Source organism: Buttiauxella sp. 3AFRM03, from assembly GCF_003675305.1.
In the GTDB taxonomy this organism is placed as follows: domain Bacteria; phylum Pseudomonadota; class Gammaproteobacteria; order Enterobacterales; family Enterobacteriaceae; genus Buttiauxella; species Buttiauxella ferragutiae.
On record NZ_CP033076.1, the window covers coordinates 1,584,075 to 1,601,959 of the forward strand.

Annotated in this window: 15 protein-coding genes and 1 pseudogene; 6 read left to right on the forward strand and 10 right to left on the reverse strand. The window is 52.9% G+C overall.

All coding sequences use genetic code 11. The features are described from left to right. Positions 1 to 30 precede the first annotated feature (30 nt). The 10 genes and pseudogenes from menE to D8682_RS08950 all read right to left on the reverse strand — a co-directional run bounded on the left by menE (position 31) and on the right by D8682_RS08950 (position 9,668). Positions 31 to 1,395, reverse strand: a complete 1,365-nt coding sequence (menE, locus tag D8682_RS08905) for an o-succinylbenzoate--CoA ligase (protein WP_121814097.1) — start codon at positions 1,393 to 1,395, stop codon at positions 31 to 33. Positions 1,396 to 1,405: 10 nt separating this feature from the next. Next, on the reverse strand, positions 1,406 to 2,371 hold the full coding sequence (gene menC, locus D8682_RS08910) for an o-succinylbenzoate synthase (protein WP_121814098.1): 966 nt from the start codon (positions 2,369 to 2,371) through the stop codon (positions 1,406 to 1,408). Then, the gene (gene menB, locus D8682_RS08915; RefSeq protein WP_064548614.1) at positions 2,371 to 3,228 is read right to left on the reverse strand and encodes a 1,4-dihydroxy-2-naphthoyl-CoA synthase; all 858 of its coding nucleotides are present in this window, start codon (positions 3,226 to 3,228) and stop codon (positions 2,371 to 2,373) included. The genes menC and menB overlap by 1 nt, the downstream gene beginning before the upstream one ends. Next, positions 3,225 to 4,007 carry a 2-succinyl-6-hydroxy-2,4-cyclohexadiene-1-carboxylate synthase gene (gene menH, locus D8682_RS08920; protein ID WP_121814099.1) on the reverse strand — a complete coding sequence of 261 codons (783 nt, stop codon included), beginning with the start codon at positions 4,005 to 4,007 and terminating at the stop codon, positions 3,225 to 3,227. Before menH ends, menB begins: the two co-directional genes overlap by 4 nt. Next, on the reverse strand, positions 4,004 to 5,674 hold the full coding sequence (menD, locus tag D8682_RS08925) for a 2-succinyl-5-enolpyruvyl-6-hydroxy-3-cyclohexene-1-carboxylic-acid synthase (RefSeq protein WP_121814100.1): 1,671 nt from the start codon (positions 5,672 to 5,674) through the stop codon (positions 4,004 to 4,006). The genes menH and menD overlap by 4 nt, the downstream gene beginning before the upstream one ends. Before the next feature lie 80 nt (positions 5,675 to 5,754). Further along, a complete protein-coding gene (gene menF, locus D8682_RS08930; RefSeq protein ID WP_121814101.1) occupies positions 5,755 to 7,056 on the reverse strand; it encodes an isochorismate synthase MenF in 1,302 nt (433 codons plus the stop codon). 122 nt (positions 7,057 to 7,178) lie between these two features. Continuing rightward, entirely contained in the window at positions 7,179 to 7,478 is a 300-nt protein-coding gene (gene elaB, locus D8682_RS08935; protein ID WP_064548622.1) for a stress response protein ElaB, read from the reverse strand. Positions 7,479 to 7,536: 58 nt separating this feature from the next. Continuing rightward, complete coding sequence (locus D8682_RS08940) at positions 7,537 to 7,986, reverse strand: GNAT family N-acetyltransferase (protein ID WP_064548781.1); 450 nt, start codon at positions 7,984 to 7,986, stop codon at positions 7,537 to 7,539. 223 nt (positions 7,987 to 8,209) lie between these two features. Beyond that, positions 8,210 to 9,175: pseudogene (locus D8682_RS08945) on the reverse strand (von Willebrand factor type A domain-containing protein); the annotation flags it as partial. Between the two features lie 286 nt (positions 9,176 to 9,461). Further along, positions 9,462 to 9,668: a YbfA family protein gene (locus D8682_RS08950; protein ID WP_064548626.1), complete on the reverse strand. Its 207-nt coding sequence runs from the start codon at positions 9,666 to 9,668 to the stop codon at positions 9,462 to 9,464. 307 nt (positions 9,669 to 9,975) lie between these two features. On the opposite strand from D8682_RS08950, the gene kdpF reads away from it, so the two are divergent. The 6 genes from kdpF to kdpE all read left to right on the forward strand — a co-directional run bounded on the left by kdpF (position 9,976) and on the right by kdpE (position 17,870). Then, positions 9,976 to 10,065 carry a K(+)-transporting ATPase subunit F gene (gene kdpF, locus D8682_RS08955; RefSeq protein WP_064548628.1) on the forward strand — a complete coding sequence of 30 codons (90 nt, stop codon included), beginning with the start codon at positions 9,976 to 9,978 and terminating at the stop codon, positions 10,063 to 10,065. Further along, positions 10,065 to 11,753 (forward strand): potassium-transporting ATPase subunit KdpA, encoded by a 1,689-nt coding sequence (kdpA, locus tag D8682_RS08960; RefSeq protein WP_121814102.1) that lies wholly within the window; start codon positions 10,065 to 10,067, stop codon positions 11,751 to 11,753. The genes kdpF and kdpA overlap by 1 nt, the downstream gene beginning before the upstream one ends. A gap of 13 nt (positions 11,754 to 11,766) precedes the next feature. Beyond that, a complete protein-coding gene (gene kdpB, locus D8682_RS08965) occupies positions 11,767 to 13,815 on the forward strand; it encodes a potassium-transporting ATPase subunit KdpB (protein WP_064548632.1) in 2,049 nt (682 codons plus the stop codon). Positions 13,816 to 13,827: 12 nt separating this feature from the next. Next, positions 13,828 to 14,403, forward strand: a complete 576-nt coding sequence (gene kdpC, locus D8682_RS08970; protein WP_121814103.1) for a potassium-transporting ATPase subunit KdpC — start codon at positions 13,828 to 13,830, stop codon at positions 14,401 to 14,403. 102 nt (positions 14,404 to 14,505) lie between these two features. After that, complete coding sequence (gene kdpD / locus D8682_RS08975) at positions 14,506 to 17,196, forward strand: two-component system sensor histidine kinase KdpD (protein WP_121814104.1); 2,691 nt, start codon at positions 14,506 to 14,508, stop codon at positions 17,194 to 17,196. Beyond that, complete coding sequence (gene kdpE, locus D8682_RS08980; RefSeq protein ID WP_064548638.1) at positions 17,193 to 17,870, forward strand: two-component system response regulator KdpE; 678 nt, start codon at positions 17,193 to 17,195, stop codon at positions 17,868 to 17,870. Before kdpD ends, kdpE begins: the two co-directional genes overlap by 4 nt. The last annotated feature ends 15 nt before the right edge of the window (positions 17,871 to 17,885 follow it).

The window sequence follows — 17,885 nt, forward strand, 5'->3', positions numbered from 1 at the left end:
CGCCCCCGACATGAAAGCGAGTGGCTGAAATTAAATTTTAGCCACTCGCTTCACCCATAATTTTAATTGCACCCGCGAAATCTTAATCCCGCCCTGCTTAAGTTCATCAGGCAAACGCAACCAACGCACTGGCTGCTGAAAACGCGCCACTTTTCCCTGTAACCATTCCGTCAGCAGCGACAAATCAAAATCGTCTGCGGCGTCCACCACGGCAACCGGGCGCTGACCAAATTCCACGTCATCAATAGGCACCACAAATGCCTGCTTCACCGCCGGGTGCTGCGCAATAATGCTTTCCACTTCTTCAGGCTGTATCCCTTCGCCGCCGCTGAAAAACAGATTGTCGAGGCGGCCAATAAGAGTCAGGCGATGCTCATTTAACCTGCCGCGATCGCGAGTAGCAAACCAGCCATCGGCATTCACCAGCGGCAGCACTGCGCCCCCTTTCCAGTAACCTGAAGCCAGGCTGTTGGCGCGGATCCACACTTCTTCATCGACGATTTTCACTTCGCGCCCAGGTAGCGCTTCGCCCACGTCGGGCAACCCATCAGCGCGTTTCGCACATACCGTCGAGGCCAGCTCCGTCAAACCATAACCACACCAGCAGTTGATACCTTTGGCTAAAGCAGCTTGCGTCAGTTCCACGGGAATGGCGGCACCACCCAGCAACACCTCACGCAGCGCCTGCGGTGGCGATTGTTCCAGCAAACGCCAGAGTTGTGTTGGCACTAGCGAGGCATGAGTACAACCCTGCAATGCCTCGTTCAACGGATGTAAGTCACGCACTACCAGGCAGCCACCGGCCAGTAACCAGCGCCAGAAAATCCCCTGCCCTGAAACATGGAACAACGGTAGCGACAGCAACCAGCTATCCCGCGCTGTATAGTCCATCACCGCCAGCACACCGGCAGCACTGGCAAGATGCGCGTCTGCGGTATGAACGGCGGCTTTGGGCAAACCGGTTGAACCCGAGGTCAGCGTCATTGATGCGAAGCGCGACGGCTGCCAGTCAGCCTGGTAGCATTCGCCTTCGTTCATCGTTAACGGGTTTATGTCGACCACGAATTGCGCAGCTTCAAAAGTCACCGCATGGCTGATCGTCAGGTCAGGCAGTAACTGTTCGAGCAACGCGTTGGGCAACTGCGGATTGAGCGGCAGAACGCGCGCGCCACATTGCAGTAACGCCAGAAACGCTAACAGCATTTCCGGGCTGTTTTTGGAACGCAATGCAACGCCCTGTCCCTCTTGCACACCTTGCTGATGAAAGCCGCCAGCCAGCGCATCAACACGCTGGCCTAGCTCGCACCAGTTGAGAGTTTCATTGCCCAGAGTTAACGCGGCTTCGCTGCCGCGTTTTTGTGCCCAATGTTGCCAGGGAAAATCTTCGAAAATCATTCTTTAAAACTCATAGCACTCGCTCAAGAGATTCCAGAGACCAGCACGGTAACGGGCTGTTTGGCCATTCACGCACCAATTGTGCCTGCATTAATGACAAGGTATCTAAACCCGGTAGCGTTTGTGGTGTTAACCACGCGGCAATGCGCGCCAGTTGAGTCAGCCCGAGGCTTGATTCAATCGACGAACTGATCACCGCAGTCAATCCCAGGGCATGAGCCTGTTCGACCTGCTGGCGAACTTTTGCCAGGCTGCCGGTGAGCGTGGGCTTGATAACCAGCGCCGTTAAGCCAGGTTCGGCGGCAAACGCAAAGTCAGGTTCGCGCAGACTTTCATCCCACGCGATGGCGATCCCCGTTTCACGGGCAAACTCACGGGATTGCTCGCGGGTTTTGCACGGTTCTTCAATAAACGCAATACGCGGGCGGAAGTCCGGGTTGACGTATTTGGCGAACTGCTGCGCTTTAAGCGGCGTCCATCCACGGTTGGCATCAAGGCGCAGACGCAAGTCAGGCATCGCTTCCAGTAGCAGATTAACCACCATGCCGTCGCGCACGGCTTCGTACAAGCCCACTTTCACCTTGGCGATTTTTTCGCCAGGGATGGCGGCTAACATCTCAAACAGTTCATCCGGGTCGCCGGTACACAGCGGTGCTGCGCGGTAATCTGCCGCTTGTGGCAATTCACCGCTGATTTCTGCCAGCGCGCAGCTCAGGCCAAAGGCCACAGAGGGCATTTCGGGCAATTCAGTCTCACCGCTCGCTTGCCACGCTTGCAGCCAGGCCAGCGCCACGCTTTGCGCTTCGTCGACGGTTTCAGCGCTAAAACCCGGCAATGGCGAAATTTCGCCAAAGCCTTGTTTGTCGCCTTCCGTCAGGCGCACCAGCAGCCCGTCGCGTGTTTTCAGGCGCCGCTCGCGCAGCACCACTCCCGCATCCATCGGCACCTGAAAGCGCCACAGTTCGACGCGACGCATTACGGGTTCCGTTTAAATTTGCTGAAGTCCGGCTGGCGTTTTTGGTTAAACGCGTTGCGGCCTTCCTGACCTTCTTCAGTCATGTAGAACAGCATGGTGGCGTTACCCGCCAGTTCTTGCAGGCCTGCCTGGCCATCGCAGTCAGCGTTCAGCGCGGCTTTCAGACAACGCAGTGCCATTGGGCTGTTTTGCAGCATTTCACGGCACCAGCGCACGGTCTCTTTTTCCAGTTCGGCATTCGGTACCACGGTGTTAACCAGCCCCATATCCAGTGCTTCTTTGGCATCGTACTGGCGGCACAGGAACCAGATTTCACGGGCTTTTTTCTGGCCGACAATACGCGCCATATAAGAAGCACCCCAACCGCCGTCGAACGAGCCAACTTTCGGGCCTGTCTGGCCGAATACCGCGTTTTCAGCAGCAATAGTCAGGTCACACATCATGTGCAGCACGTGGCCGCCACCGATGGAATAACCCGCGACCATCGCGACAACTGGTTTTGGACAAGTACGGATCTGGCGCTGGAAATCCAGCACGTTCAGATGATGAGTACCACTGGCATCCTGATAGCCGCCGTAATCACCACGGACTTTTTGGTCGCCACCTGCGCAGAAGGCTTTTTCACCTTCGCCAGTCAGGATGATGGTACCGATGTTGTCGTCATAACGTGCATCGGCCAGCGCATTAATCATCTCTTTGACGGTCAACGGGCGGAATGCGTTGCGCACTTCAGGGCGGTTGATGGTGATTTTGGCGATGCCGTCAGCCGATTTGTGGTAACGAATATCGCTGTAACCTTCCGAGCAATCCTGCCATTCAATCGGGGCATAGAGCATTTGTTCATCTGGATAAATCATGGTGTTTCCTCGCCAGGTTTTCGTAATAAGTTGAGCAGACAGGCGCTAAAAGCGGCGGGATTTTCCCGATGCGCGTTGTGGCCTGCGGCAGTAATAAGATGCGGTGCCTGGCCTAAGCTGTTTGCCACGGTGCGGAATTTTTCATCCCGCTCACCACACAGGTAGTAAAAAGGCAGCGGCAGTTGTTTGAGCGCCGCGCGTAAATCGGGTTGCTTGCCGAGCGATGTTGCCTCAAGCATTGCCGCAAGACTTGCACCGTTATTCTGGCTACGCAGCATGACAAGTGCTGCGCGCTGTGGGTCGTTAAGCGACTGAAAAACCGCTTGTTGATACCAGTCGTTAAGTACCTCTTTGAGCGGTTCGTTGCACAAACGTTGCCCCCAAAGATGGTCGTTGGTTTGCCTTTCCAGGCGGGCATTTTCATCCTCAAGGCCCGGATGGCCCCCTTCGACAACCAGCCCACATAAGCCGGGATTATCCCCCTGGCAAGCATGGACCATCGCCACACGTCCGCCAAGGGAATAGCCAATAAGCCAGTATTTTAGGATGTTGTAACTAAGAAGCGTTTTTCGCAGCAGTTGGTCAACCTGATGAAAGTCGTTCACCGTGATATCGGCCGATTTCCCGTGACCGGGCAAATCAATTCGCAGTTGCGGCCAGTCGATAAAGTTCTCGCTCACCGCTTCCCACTCACGCTGGCAACCTAAGAAACCGTGCAGCCAGACAAGACACGGCAAGGTCGCATCACGCCCTTCGCGATAAACCGCATGCAGGGTCATGCCTGGCTAACCTGCGCCAGTAGATTCTGCAAGGTTTGCGCGCCATCCGTTTCGGGCACGGTCGCTTCAATGATGGTAGTTTGCGGGCTGTGCCAGGCGCGGTTAACCGCATCCTGCAATTCGTCCCAGCTTGTCGGGTTGTGATAGCTAAGGTTAAACATCGCCGCCGCGTGGGCAAAATTAACGTTCTGCGGCATGCAGTAGAAGCGTTCACGTTCGGCCGCAGGTGTTGGCAATAACGAGAATATTTGCCCGCCATTATTATTCACGATCAGCAAAACAAACGGCGCAGAAACCTGGCGTAGTAGCGCCAGCGAATTGAGATCATAGAGCGCAGAGAGATCGCCGACGATCGCCAGCGTTGAGCGGGCTGTGGCACGTTGCACACCGGCGGCAGTCGAGAGCAGGCCATCGATACCACTTGCGCCACGGTTGCTGTAGACCGGATAACCGGCAGGAAGTTGGGCAAAGGCGTCCACCAGCCGCACCACCAGGCTGTTGCCAACAAATAGCTGCCCGGCTTCCGGCAATAGTTCAGGCAAACGCGCGGCGATTTGCGCCTCGCCAAATTCAGCTGTGCCCTTTTTCACCGTCTGCTGCGCGAGTTTTGCCAGGGTGGTTAATTTCTCGTCCCATGCGAGGCGCTTTTCAGCCGGATGAAGCTCCAGCCATTGCGCGATATCGCAAGATATTCGGCGACCGCGATGATTCGCCGGATCAAGCCGGTTGGGTAAGTTATCTACCAGCCAATACTCTTCCGGCTCGCAGGTAGCCTGCCATTGCAGGACACGTTTACCGGTCAAGCTGCTGCCAAACTGGATAATAATTTGCGCTTCGGCAAGCTCGGTGACGGCCTGACTGTTGCTCAGCCATAAATCCGCACAAGGCAACGGCTGTCCGGTTTGTGAAAGAACATCGCTAATCAGCGGCCAGCCTAATGTTTTCGCCCATAAGGCCACCTGTTTGCCTTCATCGGCATTCAAACGCCCGGCCACAACCACGCCACGTTTTTGCCGCCAGAAGAACCAGTCGCGCTGTTTCATCACTTCCTGAGCCGCGGCCATGCGCAGCCAGGGTTTATCACTTTGCCACCAGTCGCCAAGCGCCTGTTGCCAGTTGATACCGGTTTCATCAAGCTCACCGTATAGTGGCTCGGCAAACGGACAATTGATATGAACTGCTCCGCCCACCAATTGCCCCATCGCGTTATCAATGGTCGAAACCAGCCAGCGCGCGGGAATATCCTGCGTGGGCCGTGGCAAATTAATCGCTTGAGTCGGATGGGAGCTAAAAATTCCGGGCTGGCGAATCGCCTGATTAGCACCGCAATCAATAAGTTCAGGTGGACGATCGGCGGTCAAAACCACCAGTTTTTCACCCGTCAAACCGGCTTCAATAATCGCCGGATAGAGGTTGGCGACAGCCGTTCCGGAGGTGACGATGATAGCGACAGGAGCCTGGCTGGCTTTTGCCAGGCCAAGTGCCAGATGGCCTAAACCACGTTCGTCAAAGTGCGTATGACAAATAAAAGCCCTATTTTCAGCCGCGCCAAGGGTCAGCGGAGTAGAACGCGAACCCGGTGCCACGCACACATGGCGGACTCCGTGACGAGTTAGCGCTTCAAGAATTACCGTAGCCCAACGGCGGTTAAACGAGCTTATCGACATGATTAAGTCCTGAGTCAATTTTGCTGACTCATTATAATTATAGATGGAATAGTTATTTTGATATGGGTCGGTAATAGTATTTAGAACATCGTTTTCGTCAGCAATGTTCGCAACCCTGCGGCTTTATTTTCTATTTCTTGCCATTCTTCTGCCGCGTCAGAACCCGCAACAATGCCAGCTCCGGCATACAGACGGACAATATGATTAGTGACTTTTGCCGAGCGCAAGGCAACGCAGAACTCAGACTGACGTTGTGACAAATACCCCGCTGACCCCGCGTACCATTCGCGCTCGAATGGTTCATTTTTGTCGATGAAATCTCGCGCCACATCTCGCGGTAAGCCTGCAACAGCGGCAGTCGGTTGCAGCATCGTCAGGCAGGCGGCGTCGTCCGGTTGCGCCAGAACAGTCCAAATGCAGCGACGTAAATGCTGCACTTTTCGCAGGCGCACAATTTGCGGCGGCAGTACGTCGATCGTTCCCACCGTTTTATGCAAACGCTGGCAGATGTCTTCAACAACCAACATATTTTCACGTTGGTTTTTATCATCTTTTAGCAACCACTGCCCCAACGACCAGGCCCGGTGATCATCAGGGTGGTTCGCCACCGTTCCGGCTAATGCTTCAGTGCGTAATGCCGTGTCGATGCGCCGCCATAAGCGCTCCGGGCTTGAGCCGAGGAACGCATTGCTGGCGTCAAACACCATAAGAAAATGATAGCAATTCAGGTTGACCCGACGGCTGGCCGCCATAAAACCCGCCGCAGAAACCGCCGTAGTAAATTGCAGATCGGTGGCTCTAGCCAGCACCACTTTGTCGAGTTCATGCTGTTCAATAGCGCTTGTCGCGAGATCGATAAGTTTCAGCCATTCACTCTGTGGCGGAATATGTTGCTCGCCCACACAATTCAGGTGCTGTAGCGGTAATTGTTTGGCTGGCAGGAGTTGTTCAAGGAAAGCCTGCGCGGCGCGCGCGTCTTCCTTTAAGGATGTTTCGCTATACAGATGGAGATGAAGCTGCGCATCGCCACCCGTGCGTCGCCATTCGAGTCTTGGGAGAAATAAAAAACTGGTCGCGGGGTCGAACGCATTGACGCCAGCGATACGAATAGCGGGCTGACCGGCATAATCATCAAGAAACTCTCTCGCCGCTTCTAATGTGTTGAACTGGTGTACCAGGCCAAGTGCGGCAATTTCGTCATCGCCATTACGCTGTTGCCAGTAGAATTGAGGATAAAGCCGTTGAGTAGTCAACCATGCGAGAGCATCTGAGGCATCACTCAAGGTTACGGCAAACGATATTTGCTGTAGTCCTGGCGCATCCGCAAATTCTGCGTTCAATGCAAGTTGTAACTGTTGCAGCGCGACGACAACTGAATTCACGTTTACCTCACCTTCCCTGAAAACCCTTGATTATACGTGGTCATGGCGGCAAAAAAAAATCCCACCCAATAGGTAAGATTTTCTTTAACCGGCACACAACGTATCTATGTGCCGGAATAGCCCTAGCGTCTGGCTAGCAATAGCCCCAACACTAAACCAGCTGCCGCGCCGACACCAATGCCTTGCCACGGTTTGTCATGAACATAATCATCGGCACGATAAACAGCTTTTTTGGCACGATAATAATAATTATCTGACGCATTACTGACGCGCGCTTTGACATCACTTAGCGCCTTTTCAGCGCGTTCTTTCAGTTCAATGTACTTTTGGTCAGCGGGGTCACCTGAGGAACGCAGCACTTCCTCTAACGTTTCGCTCAGCAGAGATAAATCATCATCAAGACGAGATTCATACGGTTGCATCACTGTTCTCCGTTTATAAAAAAAACTCGTCCGCTAACTATAGACAAGATGAATGCTTTTAGCGATTCGCCATCCCAAGGTGTGGGATACCATCTTCGTCATACACATCCGTAACCGGGGAAAAACCAAAGTGAGCATAGAACGCTTGCAGATGCGCCTGCGCGCCTAAATACACAGTAGTTTCCGGCCAGAATTGCTGGCAAGAGGCCATCGCTTGCTCCATCAATTGATAGCCCAGTTTTTCGCCACGCACGCTTTTGTCGATAATCACACGACCAATCACCACCGGTTCAAATTCGCTGTCGCTTTTCAGAATGCGCGCATAAGCCACCAGCTTACCGTCCTGCCAGCCGAGAATATGGCGGTTTTCGCCCAGCAAATCGTCGCCATCAATGTCCTGATAAGGGCAATTTTGCTCGACAACAAATACCTCGTTGCGTAATGCCAAAAGAGTGTAGAGATCGGTGACGCTCAATTCTGAATGATGCAAATCTTGCCAAATCAACATGCTGCTGCCCTCACGTAGTTTATTGAGCCTATCTTCACGCATAAAAAAACCGCCATCAAGTGGCGATTCAGGATGGAGCATCTGCAAGGCTTCAGACTGATGACAAACCTCTTCCCAGGTCGGATAAGCGCAGCGTCATCCGACACTTTTATCTGCAACAACAGGCGAAAATGGTGGATGGCGCTATCGCTTATCCCCCCTACAACACTGAGGCTGTGTTAAAGGACGTGTTACCACTGCGTTTCACCGGCAAATTGATCAGTTGGCTAGTCTCTCCTTGCGGCTGTTTATAACGCAGCTTAACCCAGAGTAATTCGTTGGTTTTACTCCCCTCAGTCGTGGCTGTTTTTTTAGCATAACGCAGGCTATCAACAGATTGTTTCTGGCCTGCCAGCGTGAGTTCAAATAATACCGTGACATGTTTACCGGCACCTATATCACCAGCATCTACCGCATCGTTATTAAAATCTTCATCACGCAGTTGACGTTTTTCATAGCCTATTTGGCGATACTCAATAACATTATTCGGATTAAATTCGATCTGCGCTTTAACATCTTTTGCTACGGTAACGAATGTCTGACGCATTTCATTATTCAATACTTTCTGCGCTTCGGATAATGAATCGAGGTAACTGTAATTTCCATTACCCACATCCGCAATTTTCACCATCATCGCATCATTAAAATTATCGTCGCCTACACCAAGAGTGGAAAGCGTCACGCCAGATTCACGCTCTTTTTTTACTATGGCTTCAATGTCTTTAGGATCGTCAATTCCGACGTTAAAATCCCCATCGGTGGCTAATAAAATACGGTTAACACCTCCTTTGATAAACCCTTTTTCGGCCTGTTGATAAGCCATTTTCAAGCCCGCGCCACCGTTGGTTGAACCACCCGCATCAAGGCTATCAAGCGCATTAAGAATGGTTTTTTTATCAGCTCCGGAAGTGGACGCTAAAAGCACTTCTGAAGAGCCAGAATAGGTCACAATGGCAATGCGATCTTGTTCGCGCAGGTCATTCACAAGGAGCGTGTGCTGCTCATTCCTCGGCGCGGGGGATAATTCGTAGCTGATGGTAAATGGCGTGGCATGATCGGAACGGGTTTCACTGCTGGAGGCTCGCGCATTCAGTGGAAAATAGTTCACCATTTCTTCCGCACGCACCGCATCTGCATTGGGCAATGTCCCCTATCCCTTTTTAAGCATATTTTTTTGAGACATCAAAATATACTTATCGAAATAATTATCCTAACGAAAAAGGGCATATGCAATAATAAACAGATAAAACTTATCCGGCATAAATTTTAGATGTGATTTTATATATTTCATTTATTATATAAATAATACAAAAACCTCACAACTCTATAAAAAAAATGACAAACACTGTTCAATAAATATAAAAACCATCCAGCCCAAAAAAAAGCACCGCCGATTTAATCGTGCGGTGCTTTTTTTAACTATAAGCAGTTTTATCTCAGTAAAAATCAGCGGCAGCCGCTTCAGCCTGCGCCATCCAAACCGGTTTTTCACTGGTTTTAGACCAGACGCGATGCAGGTAGCTGTAGAAACGGGAACGATCTTTCCAGAACAACATGACCGGCAGAGCCAGGACGCCTGCTACAACAACAAATGTGCGACGCAGGATGACCTGATGCATTGGATAGTCTTTATATAGAGTCATAGGCTTCTCCCTTTTTTGTGACCGGCATCTAACGCCGGGAAATTGGAACTTGTTATCTGGCGAAAATAGTATCGCATTGTTTGAAAGTTTACTACTCATCCGACCACTCAATGACACTTTTTGCCATTAATTTACATTCATCGGCGTAATTAAGTTACAAAATAGTTAAATAAATACTAACCATTAGTTAATTAATGGCTTTTGTCATTTTTATACTTTTTTTACACTCCACCCCCAGACTTTTACGACATCTTTGCATCCAAACTTTCAAAATCACTCCAATTCCTTATAGGACTGGAGGTGGATTGTGAGTGCAGGCGTAATCGCAGGTGTGGTGCTGGTGTTTTTGCTGTTGGGATATCTGATTTATGCGCTGATTAATGCGGAGGCATTCTGATGGCCGCGTCCGGATTTTTATTAATTGCCAGTTTCCTGCTGGTGCTTTTCGCGTTAGCCAAACCGTTAGGTAGTGTTTTGGCTCGCTTAATTGAAGGCGAACCGTTGCCCGTTGTCGGGAAAGTGGATTCGCTGTTCTGGAAACTTCTCGGCAGTGATGCCACCCGCGAAATGAGCTGGAAGCATTACCTGGGCGCAATTCTGGCGTTTAACGCGTTAGGTTTGCTGGCGCTGTTCGTCATCCTGATGACACAAGGCAACCTGCCGCTCAACCCGCAGCAGTTACCGGGCCTTTCCTGGCATCTGGCGCTGAATACGGCAGTGAGTTTTGTTTCCAATACCAACTGGCAGTCTTACAGCGGTGAAACCACGCTGAGCTATTTCAGCCAGATGGTCGGCCTGACGGTGCAAAACTTTTTGTCAGCCGCAACGGGGATTGCCGTGGTGTTTGCGCTGATCCGCGCTTTTTCACGCCAGAGCGCCAGCACATTAGGCAACGCGTGGGCCGATTTAACCCGCATCACGCTGTATATCTTGCTGCCGATTTCACTGTTGATTGCGCTGTTCTTTGTTGGCCAGGGAACCTTGCAGAACATTGCCGCGTATCAGCCATTTACCTCACTTGAAGGTGTGCAGCATATCTTGCCTATGGGCCCGGTGGCCTCGCAAGAAGCGATCAAGATGCTTGGCACCAATGGCGGTGGTTTCTTTAATGCTAATTCCTCACACCCGTTCGAGAACCCCACGGCGCTGACCAACTTTGTACAGATGCTGGCGATCTTCTTGATCCCGGCGGCACTCTGTTTTGCGTTTGGTGAAGCGGTAGGTGACCGTCGTCAGGGACGCGCCATTTTATGGGCAATGGCGGTAATTTTTGTTATCTGCGTTGTGGTGGTTATGTGGGCCGAAACCAACGGTAACCCGCATTTCATGCAGCTCGGCGCTGACAGTAATTTCAATATGGAAGGCAAAGAGAGCCGCTTTGGCATTCTGGCCAGTAGCCTGTTTTCGGTGATTACCACTGCCGCATCTTGCGGGGCGGTCAACGCCATGCACGACTCCTTCACGGCGTTAGGCGGCATGATCCCAATGTGGCTGATGCAGATTGGTGAAGTGGTGTTCGGCGGCGTCGGCTCTGGGCTGTACGGCATGTTGTTGTTCGTGTTGCTGACGGTGTTTATCGCCGGTTTGATGATTGGCCGCACGCCGGAATATCTCGGTAAAAAGATCGACGTCGCAGAGATGAAAATGACCGCGATGGCGATTCTGGTAACGCCGACTCTGGTGCTGCTCGGTACCGCGCTGGCGATGATGACCGACGCAGGCCGCGCCGGCATGTTCAACCCAGGCATTCACGGTTTTAGCGAAGTGCTGTACGCGGTTTCGTCTGCTGCCAATAACAACGGCAGCGCGTTTGCCGGTTTAAGTGCTAACACCCCATTCTGGAACGTTCTTCTGGCGGTGTGCATGTGGTTCGGTCGCTTCGCGGTGATTGTGCCGGTGATGGCGATTGCCGGTTCGCTGGTCACCAAAAAATCGCAATCCGCAGGTATCGGCACCCTACCGACTCACGGCCCGCTGTTTATCGGGTTGCTGATTGGCACTGTGTTGTTAGTCGGCGCATTAACCTTTATTCCCGCCCTCGCATTAGGCCCGGTTGCGGAACACCTTTCCTTTGTGAATTTGTGATTAAGAGGCATCCATGAGTCGCAAGCAACAGGCGCTATTTGAACCATCGCTGATTCGTCAGGCGTTAATTGATTCCTTTAAAAAACTCACGCCACAGGTGCAGTGGCGTAACCCGGTGATGTTTATCGTTTGGGTCGGCAGCGTGATGACCACCGTTCTGGCGATTGCCATGTTCGCCGGGAAAGTTCAGGGCGAAGCGTCGTTTACTGCCGCCATCAGTGTCTGGTTGTGGTTTACCGTGCTGTTTGCCAACTTTGCCGAAGCGCTGGCAGAAGGCCGCAGTAAAGCGCAAGCCAACAGCCTGAAAGGGGTGAAGAAAACCAGTTGGGCGCGTAAATTGCGTGCGCCGCAACATGACGCACCGATGGACAACGTCCCTGCCGCCGACTTACGCAAAGGCGACATCGTGCTGGTTGAAGCGGGCGATATTATTCCTTGCGATGGCGAGGTGTTAGAAGGTGGTGCATCGGTGGATGAAAGCGCGATTACCGGTGAATCCGCGCCGGTTATTCGTGAGTCTGGCGGCGACTTCGCTTCGGTCACCGGTGGCACGCGCATTCTTTCCGACTGGCTGGTGATTCAGTGCAGCGTGAACCCAGGCGAAACCTTCCTCGACCGCATGATTGCGATGGTCGAAAGCGCGCAACGCCGTAAAACGCCAAACGAAATTGCACTGACGATTTTACTGGTGGCGCTGACAATCGTCTTTTTACTGGCAACTGCCACGTTGTGGCCGTTCTCGCAATATGGTGGTGTTGCGGTTAGCGTTACCGTGCTGATTGCCCTGCTGGTGTGTTTGATACCAACCACCATCGGCGGGCTGCTGTCGGCGATTGGTGTTGCCGGAATGAGCCGCATGTTAGGTGCGAATGTGATTGCCACCAGCGGGCGTGCTGTTGAAGCAGCGGGCGATGTTGACGTGCTGCTGCTGGATAAAACCGGCACCATCACGCTGGGTAACCGCCAGGCTTCTGATTTCCTGCCTGCACCAGGCATAGATGAAAAAACGCTGGCGGATGCCGCGCAGCTTTCGTCACTGGCTGACGAAACACCTGAAGGCCGCAGTATTGTGGTGCTGGCAAAACAGCGCTTTAACCTGCGCGAACGCGATGTGCAAAACCTGCATGCCACCTTTGTGCCGTTTACCGCACAAACCCGCATGAGTGGGATCAACATCCAGGATCGCATGATTCGCAAAGGTTCGGTGGACGCCATTCGTCGCCACGTTGAAGCCAACGGCGGCCACTTCCCGCCGCAGGTGGATACGCTGGTGGAAGGCGTTGCCCGCACCGGCGGCACACCGCTGGTGGTGGCGGAAGGTGCGAACGTGCTCGGTGTGATTGCGCTGAAAGACATCGTCAAAGGCGGCATTAAAGAGCGTTTTGCGCAGTTACGCCAGATGGGCATCAAAACCGTGATGATTACCGGTGATAACCGTCTGACCGCCGCCGCGATTGCCGCCGAAGCAGGGGTTGATGATTTTCTTTCCGAAGCGACACCGGAAGCCAAACTGGCGTTGATTCGCCAGTATCAGGCTGAAGGCCGTTTAGTAGCAATGACAGGTGATGGCACCAACGATGCGCCAGCGCTGGCGCAAGCGGATGTCGCGGTTGCCATGAACTCGGGTACCCAGGCAGCAAAAGAAGCGGGCAACATGGTGGATTTAGACTCCAACCCCACCAAGTTAATTGAAGTGGTACACATCGGTAAACAGATGCTGATGACCCGTGGTTCGCTGACCACCTTCAGTATTGCCAACGACGTGGCGAAATACTTCGCGATTATTCCTGCGGCGTTTGCCGCCACTTATCCGCAGCTCAACGCACTGAACGTGATGCACCTGCACTCCCCGGCTTCGGCGATTTTGAGCGCGGTGATTTTTAACGCATTGATCATCATCTTCCTGATTCCACTGGCCTTGCGCGGGGTGAGCTACAAACCGCTGAGTGCCGCAGCCATGTTGCGTCGCAATCTGTGGATTTACGGTCTGGGCGGTTTAATTGTGCCGTTTATTGGCATCAAGATTATCGATGTGCTGCTGACCGTTTGTGGCCTGGTTTAAGAGGAAAAACAAATGACTACCTTACGTCCCGCTATACTATTACTGATTTTATTGACCCTGGTTACCGGTGGACTTTACCCGTTACTGACCACGCTGCTCGCTCAATGGTGGTTCCCGACGCAAGCCAACGGGTCGTTGATTATTGATACTCAAGTGGTGCGAGGCTCAAGCCTGATTGGGCAAAACTTTACCCAGGCGAAGTATTTACAAGGCCGCCCTTCTGCTACGGCAGAAACGCCATATAATCCAATGGCCTCTGGCGGCAGTAATCTGGCAGGCAGTAATCCTGAGCTAGATAAGCAAGTTACCGAGCGTGTGGCAGCGTTACGTGCGGCAAATCCGCAGGCAAACCCAGCGGTTCCGGTTGAATTGGTGACGGCTTCAGCGAGTGGTCTGGACGGGCAGATTTCGCCGCAGGCGGCGGTCTGGCAGATCCCGCGTATCGCCAAAGCGCGCAATTTGCCGGTTGAACAAGTTGAGCGTTTGATTGCCGAGAACACCACGCAGCCATTGGTCGGTTTTATCGGTAAACCGGTGGTGAATGTGTTGTTGGTTAACGTGGCACTGGATGCCCTTCAGACTCCATAAGATAAAACTGTCGGATGACGCTGGCGCTTATCCGACCTACGAATTACGGCCGTTGTAGGGTGGATAAGCGCAGCGTCATCCACCAAAAAATAAGGAGCTGTTATGACGCAGGAACCGCTGCGCCCTAATCCAGATAAGTTACTGGAGCAGGTCAATCGCAAACCTCGCGGTAAGCTGAAAATATTCTTCGGTGCTTGTGCGGGCGTGGGGAAAACCTACGCCATGCTTCAGGAAGCGCAGCGGCTGCGGGGGCAAGGACTGGATATTCTGATTGGCGTGGTGGAAACCCACGGTCGTAAAGAGACCGCCGCCTTGCTCGACAGGCTCGATATCCTGCCAGCAAAACGGATACACCACCGTGGGCGCTGGGTTCAGGAGTTTGACCTTGACGCCGCACTCGCCCGTAATCCTGCGCTGATCCTGATGGATGAACTGGCGCACAGCAACGCGCCCGGCTCACGCCACCCTAAACGCTGGCAAGACGTAGAAGAGTTACTGGACGCCGGGATCGACGTTTTTACTACCGTCAACGTGCAGCATTTAGAAAGCCTGAACGACATCGTCGGCGGCGTAACCGGCATTCAGGTCCGCGAAACGGTACCCGACCCTATCTTTGATGCCGCCGATGAAATTGTGCTGGTCGATTTGCCGCCTGACGATTTACGCCAGCGTTTGCATGAAGGCAAAGTGTATATCTCCGGCCAGGCTGAACGCGCCATCGAACACTTTTTCCGTAAGGGGAATTTGATTGCCCTGCGCGAACTGGCGTTACGCCGTACCGCCGATCGCGTTGACGACCAAATGCGCGCCTGGCGGGATAATCAAGGCGAAGAAAAAGTCTGGCACACGCGCGATGCGATTTTGCTGTGTATCGGGCACAGTTCCGGTAATGAAAAACTGGTGCGCACCGCGGCAAGACTGGCGGCGAAATTAGGCAGCATTTGGCATGCGGTTTATGTCGAGACGCCACAGCTTCACCGTTTACCTGAACATCAACGACGCGCTATTTTGGCTTCATTACGCTTAGCGCAAGAACTGGGTGCGGAAACCACCACCACGCTTGCCGATCCCGCCGAAGACAAAGCTATTTTGCGCTACGCCCGGGAGCATAATCTCGGGAAAATAATTATTGGCCGACGCAAGACCCGCCGTTGGTGGAGCCGTGAATCTTTCGCCGATAAACTCGCTCGACGCGCACCCGACCTCGATTTAGTGATTGTCGCGCTGGATAACAAACCTTTTGTCGCCTCTCCTACCACGCAAGATATGCGCAACTTTAGCGAAAAATGGCGTATGCAGTTGCGAGGCTGCGGCGTGGCAGTTGGGCTTTGCGCCATCACTACCTTTATCGCCAATCAATGGTTGATGGGCTTTGATGCCGCCAACCTGGTGATGCTGTATCTGCTAGGCGTGGTCGTTGTGGCGCTGTTTTACGGGCGCTGGCCTTCAGTGCTGGCGACAGTGATAAGTGTACTGAGTTTCGATTTATTCTTTATTGCGCCGCACGGCACGCTGGCAGTTTCCGATATTCAATACTTGTTAACCTTCGCGGTGATGCTCACCGTTGGTCTGGTTATCGGCAATCTCACCGCTGGGGTGCGCTATCAGGCGCGGATTGCCCGTTATCGCGAACAACGCACACGCTACCTGTATGAGATGTCGAAGGCCCTCGCCGCCGAGCGCACGCCACAGAATATTGCCGCCACCAGCGAACTGTTTATCAATAACAGTTTTCATGCCCGCGCCCAGTTATTACTCCCCAATGAAAATGGTGTGCTGGAACGAGCCAATGCAAAAGGTGAACCGCACAACTGGGATGAAGCCATCGCCCGCTGGAGTTTTGATAAAGGCCAGCCTGCCGGCGCTGGCACCGATACGTTACCTGGTGTGCCGTATCAAATTTTGCCGCTGAAAACGTCGGAAAGAACCCTCGGGTTATTGATTGTCGAGCCGAGTAATTTGCGTCAGTTGATGATCCCGGAACAACAACGCCTGCTGGAAACGTTCACGTTACTGGCGGCCACGGCACTGGATCGCTTATTGCTGACCGCCAGTGAAGAGCAAGCCAGGATTTCCAGCGAACGCGAGCAAGTGCGTAATTCGTTGCTGGCTGCGTTGTCTCACGATTTGCGTACTCCGTTGACGGTGCTGTTCGGCCAGGCAGAAATACTGACGCTGGATTTGGCCTCTGAAGGCTCGAAACACGCCCCGCAAGCCAACGACATTCGCCAGCATGTGCTGAATACCACGCGTCTGGTGAACAATTTATTGGATATGGCGCGCATTCAGTCTGGCGGATTTAATCTGCGCAAAGAGTGGTTAACGCTTGAGGAAGTGGTCGGTAGCGCGTTGAAGATGCTGGAACTGAGTTTAGGCGGTCGGCATATTGTGCTTTCGTTACCTGACCCGTTAATGCTTATCCATGTTGATGGCCCGCTGTTTGAACGCGTGCTGATAAATCTGCTGGAGAACGCGGTGAAGTACGCCGGGTACCACGCCAATATAGGTATTCGCGCTCAGGCCGAGGCTTCCCAACTGGATCTTGAGGTCTGGGACAGCGGTCCAGGTATCCCTGCTGGCAAAGAACAGCTAATCTTTGATAAGTTTTCCCGTGGTAACAAAGAGTCCGCCATCCCCGGTGTCGGTTTAGGGCTAGCGATTTGCCAGGCGATTGTTGAAGTGCACGATGGAAAAATTTATGCCGAAAATCGCCCGGAGGGAGGGGCGAGTTTTCATGTTATTTTACCGCTTCCCCCACCGCCTGAACTGGCTGAGATGAACGAGGCTTTGTGATATCAGTTCTGATTATTGAAGACGAAAAAGAGATCCGCCGTTTTCTGCGCACCGCGCTGGAAGCAGAATCGCTACGCGTTCATGAAGCCGAAACATTGCAGCGTGGTTTGCTGGAAGCTGCCACGCGCAAGCCTGATTTAGTGATTCTTGATCTCGGTTTACCCGATGGCGATGGTCTGGATTTTATCCGCGATTTCCGCCAGTGGAGCCAGACGCCGATTGTGGTGCTGTCTGCTCGCAGCGATGAACAAGTGAAAATAGATGCGCTAGACGCGGGCGCGGATGATTATCTCAGCAAACCGTTTGGTATTGGCGAGCTGCAAGCACGTTTGCGAGTAGTATTGCGCCGCCATGCCAGTGTGGCACAGCCCGATCCGGTTTATCAGTTTTCAGGCATTAGTGTGGACCTTGCTACCCGCCGTATTACGCGGGATGGCGCTGAAATCCATCTCACACCGATTGAGTTTCGTTTGCTCGCCACGCTGCTCAATAACCACGGTAAGGTGCTGACTCAGCGCCAGTTGCTCAATCAGGTTTGGGGGCCGAATGCCGTGGAGCATAGCCATTATTTGCGGATTTATATGGGACATTTGCGCCAGAAGCTGGAAAGCGATCCCGCGCGTCCGGCGCATTTGCTGACCGAAACTGGGATTGGTTATCGGTTTATGCTGTAGTTCCGGCAGACAAAA